Below are 24,791 nucleotides of genomic sequence, written 5' to 3'. Positions count from 1 at the left end.
TGGATTCATTCAGGGTTGGGTTGTAGAAGGGAAACGCTGGGGTTCACTGTGTGCAGACGGGCGTCACATCCTGGCGCCAAGCAGCTCGCGCACGCTGAGCTGGCTCGCTCTCACTAACGCACTGGCCATTTGGCTCAGCTGTTGAATCACGCCAGATTCGTGCGCCTTGTTGATAAAGGCGTCGGCGGTTGCAAGCGTTTCGACGTAGAGCATCAAATCGGCGGCGCGCTCCAGCGCAGCTTCGATGGGCACTCCAGCATTGACCGAGAACAGCGCAACGCCGTCTACGGTGTCAAATGGTTGGGGCGTGGTTACGGCGTTTTTCATCGTCATCTTCCTTAGCTCCATTAAGCGGCCAAGCGAGCTGCAATTCGAGCGACGGCGAACTCTACGTCGTGACGCGGTGCAAGAATGTCGGCTGCGACGGAAAAGGTCGCAGGCTAACGGGAACAAAATCGCTGTTTTGTGGCTGAGGCAGGCGAAAAAAACGCCGTCACAAGACGGCGTTTCAGCGTGATCGGAACCGCAACGGTGTTTAAAAATTCACACGCCATTCCGCTTGCAAACCATGGTTACGGGAATTGCTGCCCACCTCCCCGACATAGCCCACCCCAAGGTTTTGCGAGGGACTGATGCCCAGGTCAACGCCGGCCTCCAGCGTCATGCTATTGCGGTCCAGCGTACTGCCGTAAACGTCAAAGGTGCTGCCGCCGGAGCGGTAGGCCTGCTGCGTAATCACGTCTACGTCGCCAAACAGCCGACGCCAGCCAGCGCTCGCATGCGGCGTGACGCTCATGCCGTTTTCAAGCTGGCCGAGGTGTGCCAAACGCAGGCCAAGCGTAGCGCTGAGGTTGCTTTGCTGTTGGTCGTCCACGTGCAGCGCCGCGGCGCCACCTTTCTCATCGTAGGCGTCGCGGTTGTAGCGCTGGTAACCCAGGTTGAAAAAGGGCTCTTTAAGCAGCCGGCCGCTGGCGGTCTGGTAGGCGAACTCCACAAAGGCTTGCTGGCCGTTCGCCGAATATTCGCCACGTGGGGCATCGCTGAATTGGTTGAAGCTCAGCTCCCGTTTGCTGGTGCCGCTGTGGCCGCTGTAGGCCATGCCCATACGCGTGGCCAGGGCACCGTTCTGATGCAGGGCATAGGCGCCGAGGTGGTAACTGTTCACTGCTCCAGTGAGAAAGTTGCCGGCGTCCAGGTCGGTTTTCGAGTAGCCGCTCACCACGCCCAAGCGCCAGTCGCTGGTAACCGCCCAGTCGGCACCGACCAGCGCGCCGCTGGTGCGCTGTTGCAGATCTGCGGGGTTGTCGTCCTGCTCGAATGTGCCTTGGCTGCCGAGTGCCTGCAGCCAGACGCGCCCTTGCGCCTGCGGATCTTGCAGGCCACGCGCGTCGTCGGGTGTGCCGGTAGCGACCAGCAGCGGGCCATCGTCGCGGAGCATTGCCGCTTGCAAACTGTTGCCGCGGCTTTCCAGTTGCTGCATCGCTTGCAGCATGCCGCTGCTGACTTGCCCGGTGCTGGCAAGCATGGCCGAAACGCGGCTGGCATTGGCGGCGCCGGCCAGCTGTTCCAAGGCGATGCCGGCTGTATCCAAATCGCTCATCAACAGGTGATTGATCAGACCGGGAGTTGCCACGCCCATGCTGTTGGCGGCGTTGATCGCGCTGGGGCTGGTGGCTGCCGTAACAATCGACTTGTCGTTACGGTGCAGCTCAAGCTCGACAGAGTGACTGTTATAGATAAGCTTCGGATCGAGGAAATACAGATTGGTTTTTACCCCTTCGAACGTGCCGCTGACGCCCGCTCCGCTACTGAGGATGGTGTATCGGGTATCCGGCTGATAGGCGCCCATCCCGGCCGCCACCTGCACACTGGCGTTTTGAATCGAGACGTTGTCGCGCACATCCACCAGCCCGGCTTTGCCGTCTGGACCGGCGCTGACATAGAACGTAGTGCCCAGCTCCATTTTCAAACTGCCGTTGATGGTCAGGGTGTCGCTGGCAAACTCTGCGCCCAACGCACCGCCTTTTTTCACTTCCACGCTGCCGACCGTGCCTTTGCCGCTCAATACGCCGCCGCTGTTAACGGTAACGGCGGAATTGGCCAGCGTTCCGTTAACGGTTAATTGCCCGTCGTTCACGCTGGTGGTGCCAGTCATGGCGCTGCCATCGCCATTAAATGTCCATTCGTGCAGACCGTCTTTGATCAGGCTGAGCGTGCCGGTGCCGCCATCTGCCAGCACACCGTCGAACGCCGACGCTCCGAGCGCGCCGGTGTCGATGATCAATGTGCTGTTGTCTTGCCCGCCATTGCGAACGGTGCCCTCGCCCACCAAGCCACCCAACGTCAAACGCTGGCCAGCCAGTTGCAAGCTGGTTGCCGTACCTTTGAGTTTCACCGCGACAATCTTGCTGGTCAGGTCTACGCCTTCGAGTTTTAAATAACTACTGTCGTTGAATGTAAGCAAACCGCCTGCAATAGCGTCTTCAGCCGTCACGCGAATAAAACTTGCATCTGAAAATGTAACTTGCGCACCATTCAACGAGCCTTTAGCTGAAGCCACCAGACTTGAATTATCTTTAAAGTATTGTTTGCCGGCATCCAGCGCATTGGCGACTGTTGCTTGCAACTGACTATCCCCCGAGAACTCTACCGAAGTTCCCGTTTTAAATGCGTGTTCTATATTGGCTTGCACCACATCTTGCCCAGCAAAGCCCATATCTATGGCGATAGCACCATCAGTGCTTGCATCGTAATCTGCGGCAAGCGCATGACCCGCAATAATCTGAGCAACAACAGCGCAAATAACAGACAACTTAAATGTATTCATGATTATTCCTTGAGAAAGCAACTTCACCGCGACACTTAATAGGCGAAACAATAAATTCGCTGCTGCCATAACGGCCGAAGCATTAGAAGAAAAGGGGGACTGACGGTAACGACAGGCGCGGACGGTACCAAGTTGAAAACTTAGTTGTCCACGCCAAGGAACTTCCCTACAAAGCATTGGGATTGAAGAAAAATTAATCAGCCTGAAACCGAATTAAAACACCCACTTTCACACGCAACTCAGCCATAAACCGCTACCTGCCAGACGGCGGTGTTCGCTGGCCGCCCCCGTCTATTTTCCGTACTATCCGCCCCCCTTTTTGCCGTACCGCAGCCGCTGCCATGAAACCCGCTCGCCTTCGCGCCGAACTCCTCGCCGGTCTTACTACCTCATTCGCGTTGGTGCCGGAGTGCATCGCCTTTGCCTTGGTAGCGCACCTCAATCCGCTGATGGGCCTGTATGGCGCTTTTATCATTTGCACGCTCACCGCCTTGTTTGGCGGGCGGCCCGGCATGGTGTCGGGGGCCGCGGGGTCGATGGCGGTGGTGATCGTGGCGCTGGTGGTGCAGCACGGCGTCCAGTACCTGCTCGCAACGGTGTTGCTCGGCGGGGCGATCATGGTGCTGTTCGGGTTGTTGCGCCTGGGCAAGCTGGTGCGCATGGTGCCGCACCCGGTGATGCTGGGATTTGTGAATGGCTTGGCGATTATCATTGCGCTGGCCCAGTTAGAGCACTTCAAAAGCGGCGAGCAGTGGCTGAACGGTGTGCCGTTGGCGCTGATGCTCGGCCTGGTGGCGCTGACCATGGCCATCGTCTATCTGTTGCCGCGCCTGACCCGTTCGGTGCCGCCGGCCTTGGTGGCGATTCTCAGCGTTGGCCTGGCCGTGTATCTGCTGAACCTGCCCACCCGCACCCTCGGTGACATGGCGCACATCGCCGGCGGTCTGCCGACCTTCGCCCTGCCCGCGCTGCCCTGGACCGTCGAGACGCTAAAAATCATCGCGCCCTATGCGCTGCTGATGGCCATGGTCGGCCTGCTGGAAACCCTGCTCACCCTTAACCTCACCGATGAAGTGACCGAAAGCCGTGGCTACCCCGACCGCGAATGCGTGGCGTTGGGCGCGGCCAACATGGTGTCGGGCGCGTTTGGCGGCATGGGTGGCTGCGCAATGATCGGGCAAACCGTCATCAACCTCAGCTCCGGCGGCCGAGGGCGGCTGTCAGGCGTGGTGGCCGGGGTGATGATTCTGCTGTTCGTGCTGTTTCTGTCGCCGCTGATCGAGCGTATTCCGCTGGCAGCGCTGGTAGGCGTGATGTTTGTGGTCTCGCAGCAGACCTTCGCCTGGGCCTCGCTGCGGGTGCTGCACAAAGTGCCGCTGAATGATGTGCTGGTGATCGTGGCGGTGACGGTAATCACCGTGTTCACCGACCTGGCCACCGCCGTGCTGCTGGGCATCATCATTGCCGCGCTCAACTTTGCCTGGCAGCACGCCCGTGAGCTGTACGCCGACATTCACCTGGAACCCGACGGTAGCAAGTTGTACCGCCTGCACGGCACCTTGTTCTTTGCCTCGACGACGCCGTTTCTCAATCAATTCGACCCCGCCCAAGACCCGGCGCACGTCACGCTCGACTGCCAGCACCTGAGCTTTGTCGATTACTCAGCCATTGCCGCGCTGAAAACCCTGCGTGAGCGCTACAGCAAAGCCGGCAAGCACCTGCGCGTGGTGCATTTATCCGAGCGCTGCAAAAAGCTGCTCAAGCGCGCCGGCGCCGAGCACGCTTAATCGCCGATCAGGCGTCGGCCACCACCACTTCGAGGCCGACGCGTCGGTAGTCTTCGATGTCACCAGAAGGCACGCGGGCTTCAGTGAACAGCGTGTGCACCCGCGCGCAGGGCGCGATGACGAAAGGCTCCACAGCGCCCAGTTTGTCGGCGGTGGTCACCGCGATCACCTGCGAGGCACTGTTTAGCAGCGCCTGTTTCAACTCCACTTCTTCGAAGCGCGGCGTGGTCAGGCCGATGTCCGGGTGCAACGCGCACACGCCGGTAAACAGCAGGTCGGCCTTCACGCCGCGAATCAGCTCCAGCGCCTCGCGCCCGTAGGTGGCCATGGTGGTGGGATTGAGCTGCCCGCCCGCCACAATCACGTTGATGCCGGGATATTCCGCCAGCGCTACGGCCGTCATCGGTGAAGCGGTAATCGCGGTCAGGCGAATATCCAGCGGCAACGCGCGGGCGATATGCAGGGGCGTGGTGCCGGAGTCGAAAATCACCACTTGGCCGTCTTGCACACGCTCGGCGGCCAATTGCGCCAGTTGGCGTTTCATGTCGTCGCTGTCGTTCAGCCGCGCGAAATAATCTTTCCCGGAATCCTTGGGCCGTGGCAGCGCGCCGCCATGTACGCGCTGCACCAGGCCGGCGCCAGCCAGCTCGGCCAGGTCGCGGCGAATGGTGTCTTCCGACACCTCGAAGTGCGCGCTCAACTCACTGGCCAATACGCGACCATCGCGCTCCAACATTAGGAGAATCTTCTGGCGCCGAACTTGCGGTAGATCGGTAACGGTGTGCTGGCTTTGCATGGTTATGCCTGCTTGTGCATGTTTGTGCGTTTTTCGCTGAATAAGCGCAAGCCTAGCGGGGCATTCAGGCAAATACAACGGCGACCTTTCCGGCGCTTTTGCGATCAGCGCCGCCGCTCTTGTAGACTCCCCGGCCTTACTGGCCTCTGGTTTAGTCCCATGCAAGGTTGTTGCTTGAATTGGCGGTGGTTGCTCAACGGCGTGCTGCTGATGATTGCCCTGAGTTCGGCGCCGCTGCGGGCGGCTGAGCCGCTGGATGTCGTCGACGTGCGCGCGCAGCCGGCCTCGCTGACCGCCTTTATCGCCTTACTCGAAGACCCCACCGGCACCCTCACCCTCGCCGACGTGCAACAGCCCGAATGGGCAAACCGCTTCCAAACCGACTTGCCGGCCACCAGCGCCCTGGGCCTGGGCTTTACCCGTTCGGCGTACTGGTTGCGCGTTCCGCTGCGCAACAGTAGCGGCACCACGCTGCACCGGATGCTGGCGGTGGAAAACCCGCGCATCTCCCATATTCAGGCGTACCTGCCCGATAGCCAGGGACAATACCGCGCCGTTATCACCGGCTCCGATGTCCCTGCCGACACCAAGGTGTACGCCAACCGCAACTTCATCTTCCCGCTGGCGCTGCCCGCCAACAGCGAGCAGGTGATTTACCTGCGCATGCAATCGGCCGTTGGCTTGCTGATTCCGCTGCAGCTATGGGCGCCCGAGGCGTTTCATGCCCACGAGCGTGACGACTACGCCGGCCAGGCGTGGTATTTCGGCATTGCCGTGGCGATGATCCTGTTCAACCTGATGCTGCTGGTGTCGCTGCGCGACCGCATCTATTTGCTCTATGTCACCTTTGCCACGCTGACCTTCGGCGCGTTGGCGATCAAAAACGGCCTGGCGCCGGACCTGCAACTGGCCGGCGTGCCGCTTAATGCCAACGTGGTGTATTACTCCGCCACCTCGCTGGCACTGGCCGCCATGCTGCTGTTTATGCGGCGCATGCTCGCCACCGCGCAGTTGCTGCCGCGCACCGACCGCGTGCTAGTCGGTTTTATCGCGCTGTACCTGCTAACGCCCATCGCCTATGCCGTAGCGCTGCCGCTGTTTTCCCGCGCGGGTATTGTGCTCAACCTGGTCACCGCGCTGGTGGTAGTAGGCGTGGGCATCGCGGCGGCGTTGAAGCGTCAGCGCAGCGCCTATTTCTTTCTCGGTGCGTTCGCCCTGCTGATGCTCGGCGGCGCCATGACCTCGCTGCGCGCCATGGGCATTCTGCCCACCAACCTGTTTACCGTTGACGGTTTGCAGCTGGGCTCGGCCATGGAAATGCTGCTGTTGGCCTTCGCCCTCGCCGACCGTTACAACGTGCTGCGTCGGGAAAAAGCCCGCGTGCGCGAGCAACTGCTGCACACCCAGGAACAGCTGGTGCACACCTTGCAGCACTCCGAGCGCGAACTGGAACAGCGCGTGGCCGAGCGTACCGAGCAGTTGCAAGCCCTCAACCTGCAGTTGGAAACCCTGAGCCTTACCGACGCCCTTACCGGCATCGCCAACCGTCGCCGATTCGACGAGGTGCTGACCCAGGAATGGGCGCGCGCGCAACGCATCGGCTCGCCGTTGGGCCTGGCGATTCTCGATGTCGACTGGTTCAAGCCCTACAACGACCACTACGGCCACCCCGCCGGCGATGCCTGCTTGCAGCAAATCGGCAAGGCGCTGGCCGCCACCGTGTGCCGCGCCAGTGATCTGGTGGCGCGCTACGGCGGCGAGGAGTTCGTGTTCCTTGCGCCCATGACCGACACGGCCGGTGCCCAGGCCATGGCACGCAAAGTGGTGCAGGCCATCGCCGCCTTGCAGCTGCCCCATGCGGCCTCGCCCCTGGGCCATGTGACGGTGAGCGTTGGCGTGGTCAGCCTGGAACCGAGCGCCGACACGTCGCCGCAGTTGCTGGTGCAACAGGCCGACGCCGCCTTGTACGAAGCAAAAAAACAGGGCCGTAATCGCATCAGCGCGCCGTAGCCGGGCCTGTGTGGCTTTGCGGTCAATTTCAGCGAACGGCCGTCCGGCAACGCCCTTTTGATCCTACGCCGCGCTGATCACCTTCCTCTTCCGAGCCTTGCGCCGTGCGCGCCACTCTGCGTACGCGCACTTCGCGCTACAACGGAAAGGACTCGCCGCATGACCAAGCACTGCATCACCACTGAACACGGCCACCGCTTCCATTCCACCGGCCAGGTCGAATACTCACGCGGGCTGTTTAGCGTAACGCCCGATGTGCCGCTGCTCGACGCACTGCACAGCGTGTCGTGCCTGCTCAGCAGCATGGAAGACGGCATTCTCGACGCCGCCGTCGGCAACCTGCCGCTGCAAGACAACGCCGCCTGGCTGACCCACCACACCTTGCAGTCCGCCAAAACGGTGGTCGACTCGCTGATTGGCAGCATGACCTCACCGGCATCGGCGATGCTCGGCAGCCAATCGGCCTGGACGCGCGAAGCCGGCTACCTGTCGTATTTCATCCTCGATGACATGCATGTGCAGCGCGCGCCGTTCGGGCGTTTCGGGCCGTTCCCCAGCGCCAATGCGATGCGCGAGGCGCTGGACCGCATCGAGCGCAAGGTGCCCGACATTATTCTGGTCAGCCGCAAAGCCCGCCTGGCAGCGGAACTGATTGGCGAGTCGGAGTTAAACGAAGAGCACGCCAAGACGTTAGCGAAGATCGACGCGCTGACGGCATAAGCGCGCGGGCAACGGACGGCGTAATCAATCCAACTGGTTGCGCAGCGTCCGTTCCTTTAACCGGTAAAACTGCGCCGAGCCACCGTTGCCGGCGCTTTCGTAACGGGCGGCTACCGCCCCGGCGGCATCGGCAGCCACGTTGAACGCATCAATCAGCGATTGCCGATCATCACTGGCCACCACCTGGCCGTGCTCGAAACGGCCCGCCATAAACCCGCCTTCAGGCAAATCGAGCACACCCTGTTGCAGCTCGCCATGGGCAGCGCGACCGAAGACCAATCGCTTCACCTGCGCGCCCTGCACTTCCTTCAAAACCCCCAAGCCATCGGCTACGTTGCCGGCGCATTCACCGTCCCAGCGCGCCGACGCTGCGGGCCAGTCTTCGGGCAAGGTAATTACCGTGCAGGCTGCAACAGCCAACGGCGAAAGCAGGGAAACACTCGCCGCCAGGAACAGGCGGCTTGGCAAACGGCTAACGCTGAAATCCATGGGAGCAACTCGCGGCAGATAAGGGCCTGGCTATTTAAGCAGACGCCCTGGCCGGGCAACACAGCGCAGCGGCCTGAAACGCCCGCCCAAGGTTTGGCAAAAATTCTTGAAACCTCTGCGCAAACTATCGAGTCAGAGCTATCAATAGGGAGTGCCATTTCCGAGGCGCTCTGGCACCACTGGAGCACGCTCATGTTGATTCTTACCCGCCGCGTCGGCGAAACACTTCAGATTGGTACTGACATCTCGGTCACCGTGGTGGAGGTTAATGGCAACCAAGTGCGTATCGGCATTGCCGCGCCAAAAGAGGTGGCGATCATGCGTGACGACGCGAAAAAGCGACAACCCTCAAGCGCTCATGCCTGATTTGACGAGAGCCTCCCATGTCGCGCCGCATTCTGCATGAGGGCCCCGCCGATATTATTTTTTGCTTCGCTCAAGGCTCCATCGAGCTGAGCAAACCCACCGTTATTCGCGAAGAGCGGTTAGGCGTATACTCCGCCGCCGCCACCGACTGGGAATTACCCACCGGTGCCAGCTACGTGATTGTGCGCTTTGCCGGGGAAGAGCTCTCGGGCACCGTTACGCAGCAGGCCAAGACCACGCTGTATTTCTCCTGACCTCTGCTCTGCATCGAAGCGCTACGCGCCGATCACACCGCCATCAAGCCGTGTGATCAATAGCGTGGTCGAGCGCGGGGGGGTCTTGCCGTCGCTGGCCGGAAAGCTGATGCCCGGGTGCTGGATATTCGCCCACATCGCCTTGCCATCCGGGCTCCAGGCCAAACCGGTGATTTCGCAGCCACGCGGCCCGACCAGAAAACGCCGCACTTCTCGGCTCGACGGATCGGCACACAGCAACTGATTGCAGCCCATGTTCTGCATGGCCGGGTCGACGTCGTCGTAGTCGGTCTGAATCCACAACCGCCCCGCCGCATCGAAGGCCAGCCCATCGGGCGAGGACAACACGTCGCCATTAATGGTGCCCGTCAGGTTGGCGGGCACCGGCTTGCCGTCTTTGCCCTTGCTGCCCTGCGCTTCGCCGGCCAGCAAAAACAGCTCCCAGGTAAACGTGGCAGCCGTTGGATTGGCGTCTTTTTCGTTGAACCGCAGGATGTGCCCGTGCAGGTTTTGCGCGCGCGGGTTGGCTTTGTCCAACGGCTGCTTGCTGCCACGGCCATCGTTGTTGGTGAGGGTCACGTACACCTCGCGGGTACGCGGGTGCACGGCCGCCCATTCAGGGCGGTCCATGGGCGTGGCGCCGGCTTTGTCGGCCGCCGCGCGGGCATTGACCAGCACCTCAGCCTGACTGGCAAAACCGTTCTCGGCGCTCAGCCCGTTCTGCCCGTGCACCAGCGCCAGCCACTCGCCGCTGCCGTCGGCGTTGAGCTTGGCGACGTACAGCGTGCCGCTGTCGAGCAGGTCGCGGCTGGCTTTGGGGTTGCTGGCGTCGTGCTTGCCGGCCGGCACGAATTTGTAGATGTACTCGCCCTTGGCGTCGTCGCCTGAGTAGAACGCCATCTTGCCGTCGTCGCCCAGGCTCAGCGCGGCGCACTCGCGGCTGAAGCGGCCGAAAGCGGTGCGTTTGATCGGCTGCGCGCTGGGGTCGAACGGATCGATTTCCACCACCCAGCCGAAACGGTTGGGCTCATTCACATGGCCGCCGTGGGGCTGGCTGGCGTCGGGTGTGGCGTCGAAGCGTGGGTCGGCGGTTTCCCAGGCGTAGTTTTTACTGGTGCCGCTGCTCGCCAGGCCATAGCGCTTATGGGCGACGCGCTGGGCGAAGTCAGCCTGGTCACGGTTTATAAAATAATTCGGCCAGTTCTCTTCACAGGTCAAAAACGTGCCCCACGGCGTGACCCCGGTGGCGCAGTTATTCAGGGTGCCGAGCACCTCCAAACCGCTCGGATCGCTGGCAGTTTGCATCAGCGCATGACCGGCCAACGGCCCGGCCAAGCGCATGGCCGTGAGCATGCTGATGCGCCGGTTGTAAGCCGAATCAAGCACGCGCTGCCACTGGCCATCGGCGCCCTTCTTCACCTCAATCACCGACACACCGTGGGCTGCCTGTTCCTTGCGCACTTCGTTGAGCGGACGCGGCTTGCTCTGGTCGATGGTGCTGGAGGGGTGCAGGTGCGGGTTGATGTATTCGTGGTTCATCACCAGCAGGCCACGGTCGGTTTCGCCGGAGAAGGCGAAGAAATCCATGCCGTCGTGGTTGTCGCCGGCCTGTTTCAACTGCGTTTGCCAGTCGTCGCTGGCGTCGGGATTCCACGCCGGCGCGCCCGCCTCCACCGGGTCGCCCCACGAGAAAAACGGCACCGCGCGATACCCCTCGGCCACCAGCACGCGGTCGAAGTTCGGGTCCAGCTGCACGGGCACGCCTTTGAAGTTCAGCAACGGACTGGCGCCCGCCTTGCTGCACGCGCCGAGACCGCCGAAGAAACCCAGAATCGCCACGCTCAGCCCGCCCTTGAGCACATTGCGGCGGCTTGGATTCAACAGCTCGGCCAGGCTCGGGTTGCCGCTGGGGTTGATGGCGATGTCGTCGTGGCTTTCCAGGTGTTGATGAAACTGCTGGTGATCGTGGCGCATGGCAAGACTCGCAAATAAAGAGAAAAAACAGCCCGGCAGGCGGACTTACTCGATTCGGTAGTGAAAGGTGTTTTTCACGTTGGCCACGCTCACGGCCTGGCCGTCGACGATACGTGGCTGGTAACGAAAGGTGCGCGCGGCGGCAAGCGATGGCCGCACCAGCAGCGGGTGGCATTGCCCCAGCACTTGCGGGTTATCCACCCGGCCTTGGGGCGTTACGGTGTAGGTGACGGTGCAGTCGCCTTCGATGCCTTTTTCCAGCGCTTTGTCCGGGTACTCGGGGGCTTCCTTGCTCACCGGCAGATACGGGCGACTCTCGGCCGCCAGCTTGTCGGCGGCGGCGCGGGCGCTGGCTTCGCGCGCGGCAGCGGCGGCTTGCTGTTGGCGTTGCTGTTCGGCCTGGCGTTGCTGCTCCACCTGGCGCGCTTGGGCCTGCTGCTCACGCTGCTGTTGCTGCGCTTTTTCCTGCTCCTGCACGCGCTTTCTCGCCAGGGCAGCGTGGTCAATAACCGGCGCGGGCTTGGCCGGGGTTTTAACCGGCTCAACGGGTTTGGCGACCTCGACCGGCTGCGATGGTGGGCTGATGATTTCGGCCGGCGCCGGCGCTTGAACAGGCTCAGGCAAAGGCGCAGGCGGTGCCAAGGTAATCAATTGGGTGGTCAACGTTTGCACCTGCGGCTCAGGCGGCGGCGTGGGCTGCCAGTGGCTGACCAACGCCACGATCGCCAAGCCATGCAGGCCAGCGGCGACGGCCATCGCCAGCGCCTGACGAAGCCATTTGCGGTTGGGCAGTTGCAAGGTGGGCAGCGGTTGCAGAGTCGGCATTAGCGCAGCACTCATTGCGGCGCCTCGGTGATCAGGCCGAGGTTGCGCACGCCGCCTTTTTGCAGCGCCGCCATGCCGGCCACCACCGTGGCGTAGTCGGTGTTGTGGTCCGCGCGGATGTACACCTGAGTGTCGCCGCGACTGGCAATGATGGCGCCGACCTTGGCGGTCATTTCCTCCAGGCCCACGGCACTGTCTTGCTGCTCGTGGCTGTCCAGCTCGGCGCCGACATTCCAGTAGTAGCCGCCGTCGGCTTTTACCGAGAGCGTGAGAATCTGCTGCTGACTTGTCGTCGCCAACGCCTGGGCGGCCACCTTTGGCAATTCGATTTTCACGCCCTGAGTGAGCATCGGCGCGGTGACCATAAAGATCACCAGCAGCACCAGCATCACGTCGATATAGGGCACCACGTTCATTTCCGCTTTCGGGCCGTGCTTGCGTTGAGGCTTGCGCATGGCGAATTCCTCAGGCCGCGTGCGCGAGGCGCGTGGACGCTTGCAAGGCGCGGTGCAAGCGGCCTTGCAGCTCATTGCCAAAGCTGTAGAAACGCGTGCTCAGGGTTTCCACGCGGGCGGCAAAACGGTTGTAGGCGATCACCGCCGGAATGGCCGCGAACAGGCCGATGGCGGTGGCGATCAGCGCTTCGGCAATGCCCGGCGCCACAGTGCCGAGCGTGGCCTGTTGCACCTGCGACAAACCGATAAACGAATTCATGATTCCCCACACCGTGCCAAACAGGCCGATGTACGGGCTCACCGAGCCGACGGTGGCGAGAAAAGCCAAGCCCTTCTCCAAGCGCTCCTGCTCCTCGCTGATGCTCACCAGCAAACGACGCTCTACGCCATCGACTACCGCTTCAGGCGTGATGCCTGGCTCGCGGCGCAGGTGGCTGTATTCGCTGAAGCCTTCGTGAAAAATGCGCTGCAAACCGGCGTCGTCGTCGGCGTTGTCGCCGCTGTCGCCGCTGTCGCGGTGCAGTTGCGCCAGGTCGTTGCTGTTGCGAAAGCGCAGTTGGAACGCCTTGAGCAGGCGCTCGGTGCGACCCAGCAACAGGCTGCGCTGCACGATCAGGTACCAGCTGACCAGCGAGGCCAGCAGCAGAATCAGCATCACGCCTTTAACCAGCAGCGAGGCATCGTTGATCAGGCTCCAGACGCTCATCTGTTCGAGGGTGCTGTGCATGGTGCGGCTCCTTCTTCTCTAACCCCGCCGTGGCGGGGTTGTGATCGGCTATTCGATTACGTTGATGTTGCGAACTGATGACAGCCCACTACGGCAGGCGCAGCGCCTTGGCGACATCACTCCAGGGCACTAACTTGAAGTTCTGCGTGCTCTCGGGCATGCGCTTGCGGCCGTCTTGCACCACCAGCAAACCCTCGCTCCACGCACCGCCGAGGTTGGCGCCGGTCACTTCCAGGCCATCGGTTTCCGAGGCGCCGTCGATGCCCAGCGCACCGTTGAGGCCGACACGAAACGCGCCGCGCACCGCGAACGGCGGCTGCGCATCGAGCAGCACATAGCTGTCGTTGCCCTGGCTCGACACCACCAGGTAATTGCCGCGCGGCCCGTGGTACAAGCCCATGCCTTCAACGTCGGCCTTGAGCACATCGCCAACCTTGAGCACGCTGGTCAGCTCGCCCGAAGCGTCCGGGCGCGCGTCCAGCGTCCACACGCCAACGTCTTCCTCGCCAATAAACAAACGCTGCTGGCGGTCATCGGCGACGCAGCCTTCGGGCTGGCTGTCGACCTTGAAGCGGCGCACCTGCTGGCCCTGAATCTGGCCCTGCACGTCGCTCAGCCGGTACTGCAGAAAGGTGCCGTCTTTGCCGTTGGCAAACGCATACAGCTCGCCGGGTGCCGACTGGAACAGACAGATGCCGTAGATTTCCGCCAGCGGCGTGCGCACCTCGCCGGCCTCACGCAGCGCACCCGTGGCGCGGTCGATGGCGAACAGGCTGATGCTGTTGCGATCACGATTGCTGGCCACTGCCAGGTCAATCGGTTTGCCCGCCAGGCTGAAACCGGCGCGCACATCGACGTTGTTCAAACGGCCCACCGGCAGCTCTTGCAGCAAGCGACCATCGAGGTCATACGCCAACAGGCCCTGCTTTTTATTGGTGCCGAGCACGCGCGACAGGTGCGGCTGCGTCGGGTGCAGCCACACGGCCGGATCATCCGCCGCATCGCCCTGGCGCCCGACCGGTTCGGTCTGGCGCAGCGCCGACACATTGGGCAAACGCGGCGGCAACGGCTGCGGTGTCGGCTTCCAGTTGAGCTGGCCTTGGTAGATGCGCTTCTGCTCGCCATCTTCAATCAACACTTCCAGGCCAGCGGCCGTTACGCGGGCGTCGAGGCGCTCGGGTTCTTTAAGACCCTCGAGGTGCAGGCTGGCGGCGCTTTTCCACTGCTCGGCGTCTTGCTGATACAGGTTCAACGTGGCGCTTTCGGCGTCCAATGCCACCAACCCACCCGGCACGCTGACCATCGCTTGCGGGCTGCCGGCCAGCGTGCCGAACGGCGCACGAAAATCGACCGGCACGCGTGCGGTGTCAGCTTCCGGCCCGGCGGAGTACGCCCACAGGCCGACGCTTTGTTCGTTTACAAACAGGCGATTGGCGGCGTCATCGGCATGGCAATACTCAGCACCCGGCGGCGTCGGCAGGCCGCGCAGGCGCAGCGGTTCCTTGTTCATGTGTGCGCCGCTGCCCACCAGCCATTGCTCGCCCTTGCCGTCTTCACCGAGCAGAAACAGGTGCAGGTTGGCGGCTTCGTCGCGGTACAGGCACAGGCCCGACACGGCGTAATCGCGCGCTGGCAACAACAACGGTTTGCCCCACTGACGCGTGCGCAGGTCGAGCACCACCAATGCCGCTTGTTGGGTGGCGCCGTCGACGCTGGCAACCAGCACGTCGTTGCCCAGAGAGCGGCTGTCGAGCCCGCTGTAGGTGCCCGGCAAACGTGCCAGTTCGGCGCCGTCGCCGGTCAGCAACAGCAAACCATTGCGCTCGCTGGCGGCCAGGCGCACGTCGCTGCTGCCCTGAACGTCGGGCGGCAAAAAGCGCACGTCTTCACCCTTCACTTTGGCCGACGCGCCCCAAGGCGACAGGCTGACGGTTGGCTTGGTTTCGGAAGTTTTCGGCAGCCCATCGCAGCCCGCCAGCAGCAACGCGGCGGCCAGCAAGGTGGGGGCAAACCAGGTGGAGCTAAACAACGGTGTCATTCACGGTGTCCTTAAACAAAACGCACACGCCACAGCGCCCCGCACGGGGGCGCGCGGGCTGGATCAGAAGTGGGTGAAGGTCAGGCCGAGCTTGTAAGTCGGGCCGTATTCCTCGTACTGCGCGTTGTAGGAACGGCTGCCGGTGTACACGTAGTACGACTCGTCGGTGAGGTTCTGCGCCTCGAACGACAGTTGCAGGTTCTTGGTCAGGAAATAGCGCGCGGTGAAGTCGACAAAGGTCTGGTCGTCCACGTGCAGGTCGTGGGCTTTGTCGTCGACCGAGGCCACTTCGAACAGGTAGTCGGATTTGTAGTTGGCCGACAGGCGCAGGCTGAGCGTGTCGTTTTCCCAACCGAGCATCAGGTTGCCGACGCTGTCGGACTGAAACGGCAAGTCGATATCACGCTTTTGCCCCTGCCCTTCAATCTGCGCATCGGAGCGGCTGAAGGTGGCGTTGGCGCCCATCAGCAAGCCGTTCCACGGCGCCGGCAGGCTGCTGAACTTTTGCTGCCAGGCCAGCTCCAGGCCGTACAGATCGGCGCTGTTGCCGTTGGCAAACGTGTTCGCTTCATCGAAAGCGGCCCAGCGGCCGGTGCCGGCCAGGTCGGTGTTGTAGACGAAGTTTTCGATGTCTTTGTAGAACACGAAGGCCGAGACCACGCCGTCGTTATTCAGGTAGTGCTCGATGCCCAAATCGAAGTTGCTCGACTCCAGCGCATCGAGGTCCGGGTTACCGAATTCGGCCTCATCGCCATCAATCACAAACCCCGGCGCCAGTTGCTCGAAGGTTGGGCGCACCACGGTGTTGGTCCAGGCGAAACGCACCTGGGTTTGCTTGTCGATCTGGTAACGCACGTGCAGGCCCGGCAACCAGTGGTCGTACTTTCTGTCGGCTTCGCTGGAGACGAAATCGCCGTCTTCAATGCCGGTACCTTTGGCTTTGAATTCGGTGCCCTCGTAGCGCAGGCCGGCGATGATGCGCCAGTCGTCGACGTCGACGGTGTGCATCAGGTACGCGGCGTTGATGTCTTCGCTCATGTCGAAGTCGTTTACCCGCGACTGTTCCTCGTCGTAAAACTCGCTGCGGTCCAGCCGACCGAGCAGGTTTTTGATCGAGCCGGCGCTGATGCCTGGGCCGAAATTGTCCAGGCCGTAGTGCTCGGTGCCCTTGGTGAATTGCGTCAGCGACAGCTCGTCGTCGGTGATGCCGAAGTTGTCGAAGTCTTCATAAGCCCAGCTGTCGGTGTCGTTGTCTTTGTCGCGGCGGCTGAGTTTGCCGCCGAACTTCACCTGCGCCGTGTTGCCGGCCAGCTCGTAGTCGCGGGCGAAATCGAGCTTGATGTTTTTCTCGGTGTCGGTGGTGTTCTGCTCTTCCCACTCGACGCTGTCGAGTTCGAAATTGGCCGGGTTGTAGAAGTCGCTGCCAATGTTCAAACGCGGTTTGCGCGTGCTGCTAAAACCGCTGTCGGCGAAATCGTCGGTGCCCTCAAACGTGGCCGAGGCGATATGGCCGGGGCTGTCTTCACTGGACTCGCTCCAGCCGGCCTGGGCGTTGATGGTCCAGTCGCCACGCAGGTGTTCGCTGCCGAGCACGTAGCTCTGAATCTTTTGCGTTTCTTCACGGCTTTTCAGCTCGCGCCAGCCTTCGCTTTCGCCCGTTTCGCCGGCGGCTTGCGCGTCGGCAAATTCGACGCCGGCGGCGTTGCGGGTTTCGCTGTCTTTGTAGCGGCTGTAAAGGGTGCGCAAGTAATAGCTGTTGTAGTCGTCGGCCTGGTAGTCGAAGTTCAGGCCCAGGCCGGTGCGCTCGCGGGTGATGTCGTAATCGCGCTGCTCGAATTCTTCCAGCTTGGCGCCGTCGCTGAAGTCCCAGGCGCCGCCGGTTTCGACGTTGTCGGAACCAAAGTCACGCTTGCCCCAGCTCACCGCCGCCGCCACGCCGAAATTGTTAGTGCCTTCGCCCAGGCTGAAACGGTCGCTTACTGCGCCGGACACTTTCGGGCTGTTCTGGCCGGTGTTGTCGTCGTGACTGCCCTCGACGCTGCCGGTGTAGAACAGGCCTTTGTGGTCGAACGCGGAAAGGCTCTGGACCTCGATGGTGCCGCCGAGGGAGTTGGCGTCCATGTCCGGGGTAAGGGTTTTGATCACGCTCAGCGACTGCACCAATTCCGAGGGCAGCACGTCCAACGCCACCGCCCGGGTGCCGCTGTTGGGCGAGGGAATCAGCGTGCCGTTGATGCTCACGCTGTTCAGGTCTGGCCCCAGCCCGCGCACGCTGACAAACCGCCCCTCGCCCTGGTCGCGCTCAACGCTCACGCCCGGCAACCGCTGCGCCGCTTCAGCGACGTTCTCATCGGGCAACTGGGCGACGCCGTCGGCACTGACCACGCTTTTTACCGCGTCCGAGGTGCGCTGCTCTTTGATGGCTTTGTCCATGCTCACGGCCTGGCCGACCACGTTGACGTGCTCGGTTTCCGACGGCTCCACCGCGCAGGCGGCGCTGGCGGCCATGGCCAGGGTCAGAGCACTAAGGGCATGCCCGGCGCGGCGGGCGTGGCGAAAACTGCTGGTCATCGGTAACTCCCCAAGAGGCCGGCAGGAACCGGCAAGTGGAGCGACACGCTAGGCAGCGGCTATGACGCTTCTGTGACAGCGCGGGCCGCCAGCCCAGTAAAACCGGGGGTTTGGCGCGGTTACGCAGAATAAATGGGCTGAAATGACCCGCCGTTTTCCGGCCACGGGCCACGGCTTATGGCAGCGCGGCGCCGCAGCGCAAAAAAACCGCACGAATGCCTGAGCCCAATTGACCTCCCCCGCTGCAACCTGAGCGTCATAAAGCGCTGGTTAGCTGAGCGGCATCAGTTCGGCGGTCTGGCTTTTTGTAGGAGAGGCTTTAGCCTCGATGTGCTTGCGTTAAGAGCATCGAGGCTAAAGCCTCTCCTACAGGGATTTGGGTTCGCCGCCTTCCGGGAGCCCGTCGATGTCCAACCTTCTTCACCACCACCGCCTCAAACTTACGGCGCTGTTCCTGGCCGCCAACCTCGGCTTGCTGTTGCACCTGGCGGCGGGCGATTTAAAAGCGATGGCCGAATGGGTGTGGCTCGATGTGATCGGCGAAGGCGGTTCGGCGTTGCTTGCGCTGGTCTGGCTGGGGCTGATCCTGAAAAGCCGCCCGGCCGGACGGGTGACCAACCTGCTCGCCATCGGCCTGAGCTGTGTGTTTTTTTCCTGGTGGATCGACCTGCTCGACGAATTTATTCGCCTGCCCGACAGCGTGGTGTGGGACCACTGGCTGGAGTCGGGGCCGATGCCCGTCGGCTTGCTATTTCTGACCTACGGCATCTACCACTGGCACCACGAACAGTTGGCCATTTCCCAGCAAATGGAAAAGCGCGAGCGCCTGTTCCGCGAGCATCGGCTGTTCGACAAACTCACCCCGCTGGGCGGCGCCGACTACCTGCGTCGGCAACTGGAACTGAGCGTGCAGCACAGCGCCCAGGCGCAACAGCCACTGTCGTTGGTGGTGGTGGATATCAACAATTTCGACGGCATCAACCAGCGCTACGGCCACGACGAAGGCGACCGCGTGCTGCAAGCCATGACCCAGCTGCTGTTGCTCAACGTGCGCCAACAAGACCTGCTTTGCCGCCTGGCTGGCGACCGCTTTGTGGTGCTGCTGCCGGCCACCGGTGAAACCCTGGCCACGCAGTTTGCCGGCGAGTTGGCCGAGGCCGTGCGGCACCTGGCGCATAAGTCGCGCCAGCACGGCGAACGCATTCAACTGAGCGCAACGGTCGCCACAGTCATGGCCCTGCAGGAAACCCCGGACAGCCTGTTGCAACGGCTCAACCTGGCGTTGGCCAAAGCCAAGCGGCCGTTGGCCCTGAGCGCGTGAGGCAGCCATGACCGTGCCCTGCCCCTGGTACGAATGCGACAGCCGCATCATCGCCGCGCATCAGCAGCCGGCAACGTTGATCGAGCTGTGCCTGTCGCGCGGCATCGACAGCCACCGACTGCTGCGCGGCACCGGCTTGTTCGTGGAAGACGTGCCCAACGCCGAGACGCTGATCAGCCCCACGCAATTTCTTACCCTGATCGACAACGCCCAGCGCTTGCTCGGCGCCGACGACTCCAGCTTTCTATTCGGCCAACGCCTGCTGCCCGGCCACCACGGCGCCGCCAGCCAGGCCCTGGCGTTGGCCAACAACCTGCAACAAGCCCTGGAACTGCTCGGCGAACTACGCGCCCTGCTCTCGCCCCTGCTGAGCCCGCGCTTATTGCTGGATGAACAGCACGCCTACGTGTACTGGCTCGACAGCTGCGGCGCCGGCAGCCAAGCGCGGTTTCTGCTGGAAGCCAACATGACCGCCGTGGTCGCCATGAGCCGGCGCCTGGGCGGCGAGCACCTGCCGTGGCAATGCCACTTCCGCCAGGCGCCGCCGCGCTATATCGAGCAGTACTGGGTCAACCTTGGCGAAGACTTGCACTTCAACCGGCCCTACAACCTGCTGCGTCTGCCGCGCGAATACCTCACCCGCGCCTGGCCGCAAACCGTGCAAAGCACCGCGCAGGTCGCCTGCCAACAGGCGCGTCAGCAGTTGCATGACTTGGGTGCAGAGGCGAGTTTGCTCGACACCTTGCAACGCTGGTTATTTCGCCATGTCCGCGAAGCGCCCAACCTCGACCACGCGGCGGCCGCCTTTGCCATGAGCCCGGCGACGCTGAAACGCAAACTGCACAAACACGGCACCAGTTATCAGGAGCAACACGACCAAATTCGCATGTTGGTGGCGTTGTATCTGTATCAGTTGAAGGGCTACAGCAATGATGAAGTGGCCAGTCACTTGCGGTTCCACGACGCGACGAATTTTCGGCGCTCGTTTAAACGCTGGACCGGGCTGGCGCCCAGTGCGTTGTTGGCGGTGTTGCGGGGGTGAAGGTCAAGGGCATCGCGGCTAAAGCCGCTCCCACAGTTGGAGGAGCGTTGCGTCGTGTGTTGTGGAGGTATTGATTACCGCGTGTGCTCAACGTTTTAGTTTCGCGCCTTACGCGCGAGTCACTTTTGTCATTGCCCGGATTGCCGGCCCAGCCAAAAGTAACCAAAAACGCTAGCCCCTACCTTGGCCCTACGCTGCGCTACGGGTTCCCTCGTTCCGTCGCCGCTCCAGGGGCACGTCACAACGGGCCATCCATGGCCCGATGTTCCTTTCGCAGCATCCATGCTGCTCAACCCCCTACACGTCGACTCCACTCGGCCTGCGATGAATGGGGCGGGCAGATCACAAGCCAGATCAAAAACAGATCCAAAGCCAGTCAAAGGCATCGCGGCTAAAGCCGCTCCCACAGGGAGTGCGGCGAAGTTCTAATTCGCTCTTGATTTGCTCTTGATCTGGCTTGTGATTTGCCCCGCCCCGTTTATCGCAGGCCGAGTGGAGTCGACGCGTAGGGGGTTGAGCGGCCGGGAGCCGCGAGAGGCGTGTCGGGCCAAGGATGGCCCGTCTCGCCGTGCCCCCGGAGCGGCGACGGAGCGAGGGGACCCGCAGCGCAGCGGAGGGCCAAGGTAGGGGCAAGACTTTTTGGTTTCTTTTTCGTCGACTGGAAAAAGAAACTCGCGCGTAAGGCGCGAAACAAAACGTTCAGCACACACGGTAACGAATACCGCTGCACATCCACCGTGCAAGGCTTGAGACTCTGGATCCCCGCGTTCGCGAGGATGACGGAGAATCTAATAACGAGCGCGGTTGACAGCTCGCGCGTAGGGCGCGAAACAAAAACGCTCAGCACACGCGGTAATGAATCGCGCTGCACATCCACCGTGCAAGGCTTAAGACTCTGGATCCCGAATCGTCGGACCGCCGCCTTCGCGAGGATGACGGAGGATCTGATAACGAGCGCGGTAGAGAAGCTCGCGCGTAAGGCTGTCACCGCTCCCGCAACGCCTCAGCCTTGGCGCGCAAGATCGGCTTCAGCAGATAGCTCAAGATGCTCTTCTTACCGGTGATGATGTCCACCGACGCCACCATCCCAGGAATAATCAGCAGGGGTTTTTCTTCGCTGCCGAGGTGGCTTTTGTCGGTGCGCAGTTTGATCAGGTAGTACGTGGTTTTGCCGTCTTCGTCGGTCACCGTGTCGGCGCCGATCTGTTCGAGCTTGGCTTTCAGGCCACCGTAAATCGTGTAGTCGTAGGCGGTGAATTTCACCACGGCTTCCTGCCCCGGATGCAGAAAGGCGATGTCTTGCGGACGAATGCGCGCTTCCACCAATAAGGTGTCATCCAACGGCACCACTTCGGCCAAGTCGCTACCCGGCTGAATCACGCCGCCGATGGTGTTGACCAGCAAACTCTTGACGATGCCGCGCACCGGCGAGGTCACCAGGGTGCGGTTTACGCGGTCTTCCAGGGCCCGGCCGGTGGCTTGGGATTTGGAGAGTTCGGTGCGCGCTTCGTTAAGTTGGGTAAGCGCGTCGCTGCGGAATTTGCCACGGGTTTCGTCGATTTTGCGCTCGGCTTCGGTGATGGCCGATTGCGCGCGGGGAATGGCAAGGCTGGTGGCGTCCATTTGCCCACGGTTTTCCACTTCGGCGCGTTTGAGGCGCAGCACTTCCACTTGCGAAATCGCGCCCTGGGCCACCAGCGGCTCGCTCATGGCGATTTCCTGGCGCAGCAGGGTCAGGCTGTTGCGGTATTGCTCCTGCTTGGATTGAAACTCGCGCAGTTCCTGCTGCTTTTGTACAAGCTGCTGTTGCAGGCCGGCCACTTCATCGCTGAGTTGCTGTTGGCGGCTTTGGTACAGGGCCAGTTCGCTGGCGGCCTGGCTCGGCACTTTGCTGCTGATTTCCGGGTTGATGACCAAGGGCTTGCCTTCGGTTTCCGCCACCAGGCGGTCGACGCGCAGTTGCCAGCCCAGGCGCTCGGCTTCGGTTTCGCCGACGTTGGAAACAAAGCGCGTGTCGTCGAGGCGCACCAGGGGGTCGCCGACTTTGACGATCTGCCCTTCGTGCACAAACAGCTCGGCAACGATGCCGCCTTCCAGGTTCTGAATCTTCTGAATTTTTGACGACGGAATGGCTTTGCCGTCGCCTCGGGTCACTTCGTCAATCTGGGCGAAATGCGCCCAGCCGAACATAAATACGAAGAAGGCGATCAGCCCCCAAATGGTCAGCCGCACCACGCGCGGCGCATCTTCGACCAGGGCTTTGCTGAGTTCCGGCAGCGGCTCGCCTTCGAGCGAGTCACGGCCTTTGAAGTAACGGGCCAGGCTTTTAAGCGACACTGATTTGCCCCTTCTTCAGAGCGTCCATAACGGCACCTTTTGGCCCGTCAGCAATGATCTGGCCTTTGTCGATAATCAGCAGGCGATCCACCAAGTCGAGCATGGAAGAACGGTGGGTGATGAGCAGCACGGTCTTGTTGGCGATCATCGTTTGCAGGCGTTGTTTGAGGTGCACCTCGCCGGTGTTGTCCATGCCGCTGGTGGGTTCGTCGAGCAGCAGAATCGGCGGGTCGAGTAGCAGCGCGCGGGCCAGGGCGACGTTCTGGCGCTGGCCGCCGGACAGCTGATGGCCGCGCTCGCCTACTTGCAGTTCGTAGCCTTGCGGGTGCAGCCGGGCAAATTCATGCACGCCGGCCAGTTCCGCGGCTTGCAGCACCAGTTCGTCTTCCACGTAGCGGGCGCCGCTGACCAGGTTGTCGCGCAGCGTGCCGCTGAACAGGTGGATGTCTTGCGGCACGTAGCCGATGTTGTGGCGCAGTTCGCTGATGTCGAGCTGACGCATGTCGACACCGTCGATTAGCAGGCTGCCGGAGTCGGCCTGGTGCAGACCGACGATCAATTTGGCCAGCGAGCTTTTGCCCGAGCCGCTGCGGCCGATGATGCCGACCTTCTCGCCGGGGCGAATCACCAGGTTCATGTTGATCAGCGCGGTGTTCTGCTGCTGCGGGTAGTTGAAGTTGAGCTGGCGCAGTTCGATGGCGCCCTGCACGCGCTGACGGGTCAGCGGGCGATCGTCGGATTGGCGCTCTTGCGGCAGGTCCATCATCTGGTCGACCGAGGCCATGGTGACCTTGGCTTGCTGGTAGCGGCTGAGCAGACCGGAGAGTTGCGACAGCGGGCCCAGCGCGCGGCCGCTGAGCATGTAGCAGGCGATCAGGCCGCCCATGCTGAGGTTGCCGTCGATGATTTGGTACACGCCGAAAATAATCATGATCACCCCGGCCAACTGCTGAATCAGCATGGTCGAGTTCATCGCCAGGTTCGACAGCATGCGCGCCTTCAGCTCCAGACGGCTGAGGGTGCCGATGGTTTGCTCCCACTGGTATTGGCGTTCGCTTTCAGCGTTGTTGACCTTCACCGCGTCGAGACCGGCGAGGGTTTCGATCAGGCTCGATTGCCGCTCAGCGGCCAGCGCCATGCTGCGTTCGATGGTTTCGGTCAGCGGTTTTTGCAGCGCCCAACTGATCAGCAAGGCCAGGGGAAAGGCCATTACCGGAATCCACACCAGGTGCCCGCCCAAGAGCGCAATCACCAGCAGCACCAACAAGGTGAAAGGCAGGTCGATCAGGCTGGTGAGGGTCAGCGAGGCGAGGAAATCGCGCAGGGTCTGAAATTCATGAATGTTCTGGGCAAAGCTGCCGACGCGCTTGGGGCGGTATTTCATCGACATGCCGACGATGCGTTCGAACAGCGTGGCGGAAATGATCAGGTCGGTTTTCTTGCCGGCCAGGTCCAGGCACAGCCCGCGCAGGCTTTTCAGCAGAATGTCGAACAGGTAGGCGCCGCTGATGCCGATGGCCAGCACCCACAAAGTGGCGGCGGCCTGGTTGGGCACTACGCGGTCGTACACGTTCATCACGAACAGCGGCGCGCCGAGCGAGATGACGTTGATCAGCAGGCTGGCGGCGATAGCGTCGGCGTACAGCCAGCGCGAGCGTTTGAGCGTGTCGCGAAACCACGACGAGGTGCGCGGAATAAGCGAACCGTTGTCGGCGTCGAATTTGTGTTGCGGCTGGGCGAAAAACACTTGGCCGCTGTAGTCGGCCTGCAATTTCTCCACCGCTACTTGCACTTCACCGCCGTCGCTTTCGCTCAGCAGCAAGCGCGCGTAGGTGGCGTCGATGGCCACCAGAATGGCGCTGCGGCCATCTTTGAGCAGCAACATGGCCGGCAAGGCCATTGCAGGAATTTGCGCCAGTTTGCGTTGCAGCAGACGGCCTTGCAGCCCGGCACGGGCGGCGGCGCGTGGCAATAAATCGGCGCTCAGGCGCTGGGCCGGCAGCGGCAAACCGGTGGTGAGCATGGCGCGGCTGACAGGTTTCTGATGCAGCGCGCACAGCGACAAGAGGCTGTCGAGCAATGGGTCGTCATGCTGAGCACGGGGATCATGGTGAGGCTGGGTGGGGCGAACGTCTGATTCCACGCTAAACACTCTTGACGCTGGAGGTGGGGTGTACTTGAGCCAGTTGTATCGGCAACGTCTGATGACGCTGTAGGCCGATGCAACAAGGGTGCCTGGACTTTAGCTGGTT

Annotated in this window: 19 protein-coding genes; 7 read left to right on the top strand and 12 right to left on the bottom strand. The window is 62.1% G+C overall.

The genetic code is table 11. The features are described 5' to 3' along the window. Nucleotides 1-63 precede the first annotated feature (63 nt). Both ACZZ0Q_RS05690 and ACZZ0Q_RS05685 read right to left on the bottom strand, forming a co-directional pair. Nucleotides 64-327: a DUF3077 domain-containing protein gene (locus tag ACZZ0Q_RS05690; RefSeq protein ID WP_463539785.1), complete on the bottom strand. Its 264-nt coding sequence runs from the start codon at nt 325-327 to the stop codon at nt 64-66. A gap of 208 nt (nt 328-535) precedes the next feature. After that, on the bottom strand, nt 536-2,464 hold the full coding sequence (locus tag ACZZ0Q_RS05685; protein WP_463539786.1) for an autotransporter family protein: 1,929 nt from the start codon (nt 2,462-2,464) through the stop codon (nt 536-538). Nucleotides 2,465-3,168: 704 nt separating this feature from the next. On the opposite strand from ACZZ0Q_RS05685, the gene ACZZ0Q_RS05680 reads away from it, so the two are divergent. Next, entirely contained in the window at nt 3,169-4,614 is a 1,446-nt protein-coding gene (locus ACZZ0Q_RS05680) for a SulP family inorganic anion transporter (protein ID WP_463539787.1), read from the top strand. Between the two features lie 7 nt (nt 4,615-4,621). Here ACZZ0Q_RS05680 and ACZZ0Q_RS05675 read toward each other — a convergent pair whose 3' ends face one another. Next, nucleotides 4,622-5,410: a DeoR/GlpR family DNA-binding transcription regulator gene (locus tag ACZZ0Q_RS05675; RefSeq protein ID WP_463539788.1), complete on the bottom strand. Its 789-nt coding sequence runs from the start codon at nt 5,408-5,410 to the stop codon at nt 4,622-4,624. A 174-nt stretch (nt 5,411-5,584) separates the two neighbouring features. Here ACZZ0Q_RS05675 and ACZZ0Q_RS05670 point away from each other — a divergent pair, with 174 nt between their 5' ends. Continuing rightward, complete coding sequence (locus ACZZ0Q_RS05670) at nt 5,585-7,420, top strand: diguanylate cyclase (RefSeq protein WP_463539789.1); 1,836 nt, start codon at nt 5,585-5,587, stop codon at nt 7,418-7,420. A 159-nt stretch (nt 7,421-7,579) separates the two neighbouring features. Beyond that, nucleotides 7,580-8,140: a DUF3077 domain-containing protein gene (locus ACZZ0Q_RS05665; RefSeq protein ID WP_463539790.1), complete on the top strand. Its 561-nt coding sequence runs from the start codon at nt 7,580-7,582 to the stop codon at nt 8,138-8,140. Nucleotides 8,141-8,164: 24 nt separating this feature from the next. Here ACZZ0Q_RS05665 and ACZZ0Q_RS05660 read toward each other — a convergent pair whose 3' ends face one another. Further along, nucleotides 8,165-8,629: a hypothetical protein gene (locus tag ACZZ0Q_RS05660; RefSeq protein ID WP_463539791.1), complete on the bottom strand. Its 465-nt coding sequence runs from the start codon at nt 8,627-8,629 to the stop codon at nt 8,165-8,167. 192 nt (nt 8,630-8,821) lie between these two features. Here ACZZ0Q_RS05660 and csrA point away from each other — a divergent pair, with 192 nt between their 5' ends. Continuing rightward, a complete protein-coding gene (gene csrA / locus ACZZ0Q_RS05655) occupies nt 8,822-8,995 on the top strand; it encodes a carbon storage regulator CsrA (protein WP_122493990.1) in 174 nt (57 codons plus the stop codon). A 17-nt stretch (nt 8,996-9,012) separates the two neighbouring features. Continuing rightward, nucleotides 9,013-9,249 (top strand): hypothetical protein, encoded by a 237-nt coding sequence (locus tag ACZZ0Q_RS05650; protein WP_122493991.1) that lies wholly within the window; start codon nt 9,013-9,015, stop codon nt 9,247-9,249. A gap of 21 nt (nt 9,250-9,270) precedes the next feature. On the opposite strand, the gene ACZZ0Q_RS05645 is transcribed toward ACZZ0Q_RS05650, so the two are convergent. From ACZZ0Q_RS05645 to ACZZ0Q_RS05620, 6 genes are all read right to left on the bottom strand, one after another. Continuing rightward, the gene (locus tag ACZZ0Q_RS05645) at nt 9,271-11,223 is read right to left on the bottom strand and encodes a PhoX family protein (protein ID WP_463560356.1); all 1,953 of its coding nucleotides are present in this window, start codon (nt 11,221-11,223) and stop codon (nt 9,271-9,273) included. Between the two features lie 45 nt (nt 11,224-11,268). Next, entirely contained in the window at nt 11,269-12,063 is a 795-nt protein-coding gene (locus ACZZ0Q_RS05640; protein WP_463539792.1) for an energy transducer TonB, read from the bottom strand. Next, nucleotides 12,060-12,503 carry a protein TolR gene (gene tolR / locus ACZZ0Q_RS05635; RefSeq protein ID WP_122452696.1) on the bottom strand — a complete coding sequence of 148 codons (444 nt, stop codon included), beginning with the start codon at nt 12,501-12,503 and terminating at the stop codon, nt 12,060-12,062. The genes ACZZ0Q_RS05640 and tolR overlap by 4 nt, the downstream gene beginning before the upstream one ends. 10 nt (nt 12,504-12,513) lie before the next feature. Next, nucleotides 12,514-13,230 (bottom strand): protein TolQ, encoded by a 717-nt coding sequence (gene tolQ / locus ACZZ0Q_RS05630; protein WP_463539793.1) that lies wholly within the window; start codon nt 13,228-13,230, stop codon nt 12,514-12,516. Between the two features lie 88 nt (nt 13,231-13,318). Continuing rightward, nucleotides 13,319-15,268: a phytase gene (locus ACZZ0Q_RS05625; RefSeq protein ID WP_463539794.1), complete on the bottom strand. Its 1,950-nt coding sequence runs from the start codon at nt 15,266-15,268 to the stop codon at nt 13,319-13,321. Nucleotides 15,269-15,331: 63 nt separating this feature from the next. Continuing rightward, nucleotides 15,332-17,839 (bottom strand): TonB-dependent receptor, encoded by a 2,508-nt coding sequence (locus ACZZ0Q_RS05620; protein ID WP_463539795.1) that lies wholly within the window; start codon nt 17,837-17,839, stop codon nt 15,332-15,334. A gap of 406 nt (nt 17,840-18,245) precedes the next feature. On the opposite strand from ACZZ0Q_RS05620, the gene ACZZ0Q_RS05615 reads away from it, so the two are divergent. Together ACZZ0Q_RS05615 and ACZZ0Q_RS05610 are read left to right on the top strand one after the other, a co-directional pair. Beyond that, nucleotides 18,246-19,160, top strand: a complete 915-nt coding sequence (locus tag ACZZ0Q_RS05615; protein ID WP_463539796.1) for a GGDEF domain-containing protein — start codon at nt 18,246-18,248, stop codon at nt 19,158-19,160. A gap of 7 nt (nt 19,161-19,167) precedes the next feature. Next, complete coding sequence (locus ACZZ0Q_RS05610; RefSeq protein WP_463539797.1) at nt 19,168-20,202, top strand: AraC family transcriptional regulator; 1,035 nt, start codon at nt 19,168-19,170, stop codon at nt 20,200-20,202. Between the two features lie 984 nt (nt 20,203-21,186). On the opposite strand, the gene ACZZ0Q_RS05605 is transcribed toward ACZZ0Q_RS05610, so the two are convergent. Continuing rightward, nucleotides 21,187-22,539: an HlyD family type I secretion periplasmic adaptor subunit gene (locus ACZZ0Q_RS05605; RefSeq protein ID WP_463539798.1), complete on the bottom strand. Its 1,353-nt coding sequence runs from the start codon at nt 22,537-22,539 to the stop codon at nt 21,187-21,189. After that, complete coding sequence (locus ACZZ0Q_RS05600) at nt 22,529-24,682, bottom strand: type I secretion system permease/ATPase (RefSeq protein ID WP_463539799.1); 2,154 nt, start codon at nt 24,680-24,682, stop codon at nt 22,529-22,531. Before ACZZ0Q_RS05600 ends, ACZZ0Q_RS05605 begins: the two co-directional genes overlap by 11 nt. Nucleotides 24,683-24,791 lie beyond the last annotated feature (109 nt).

The sequence above is a fragment of the Pseudomonas sp. AC070 genome, assembly GCF_979258635.1.
Note: the sequence above shows the minus strand (reverse complement) of the source record. Positions and strands in the feature narration are given on the sequence as shown.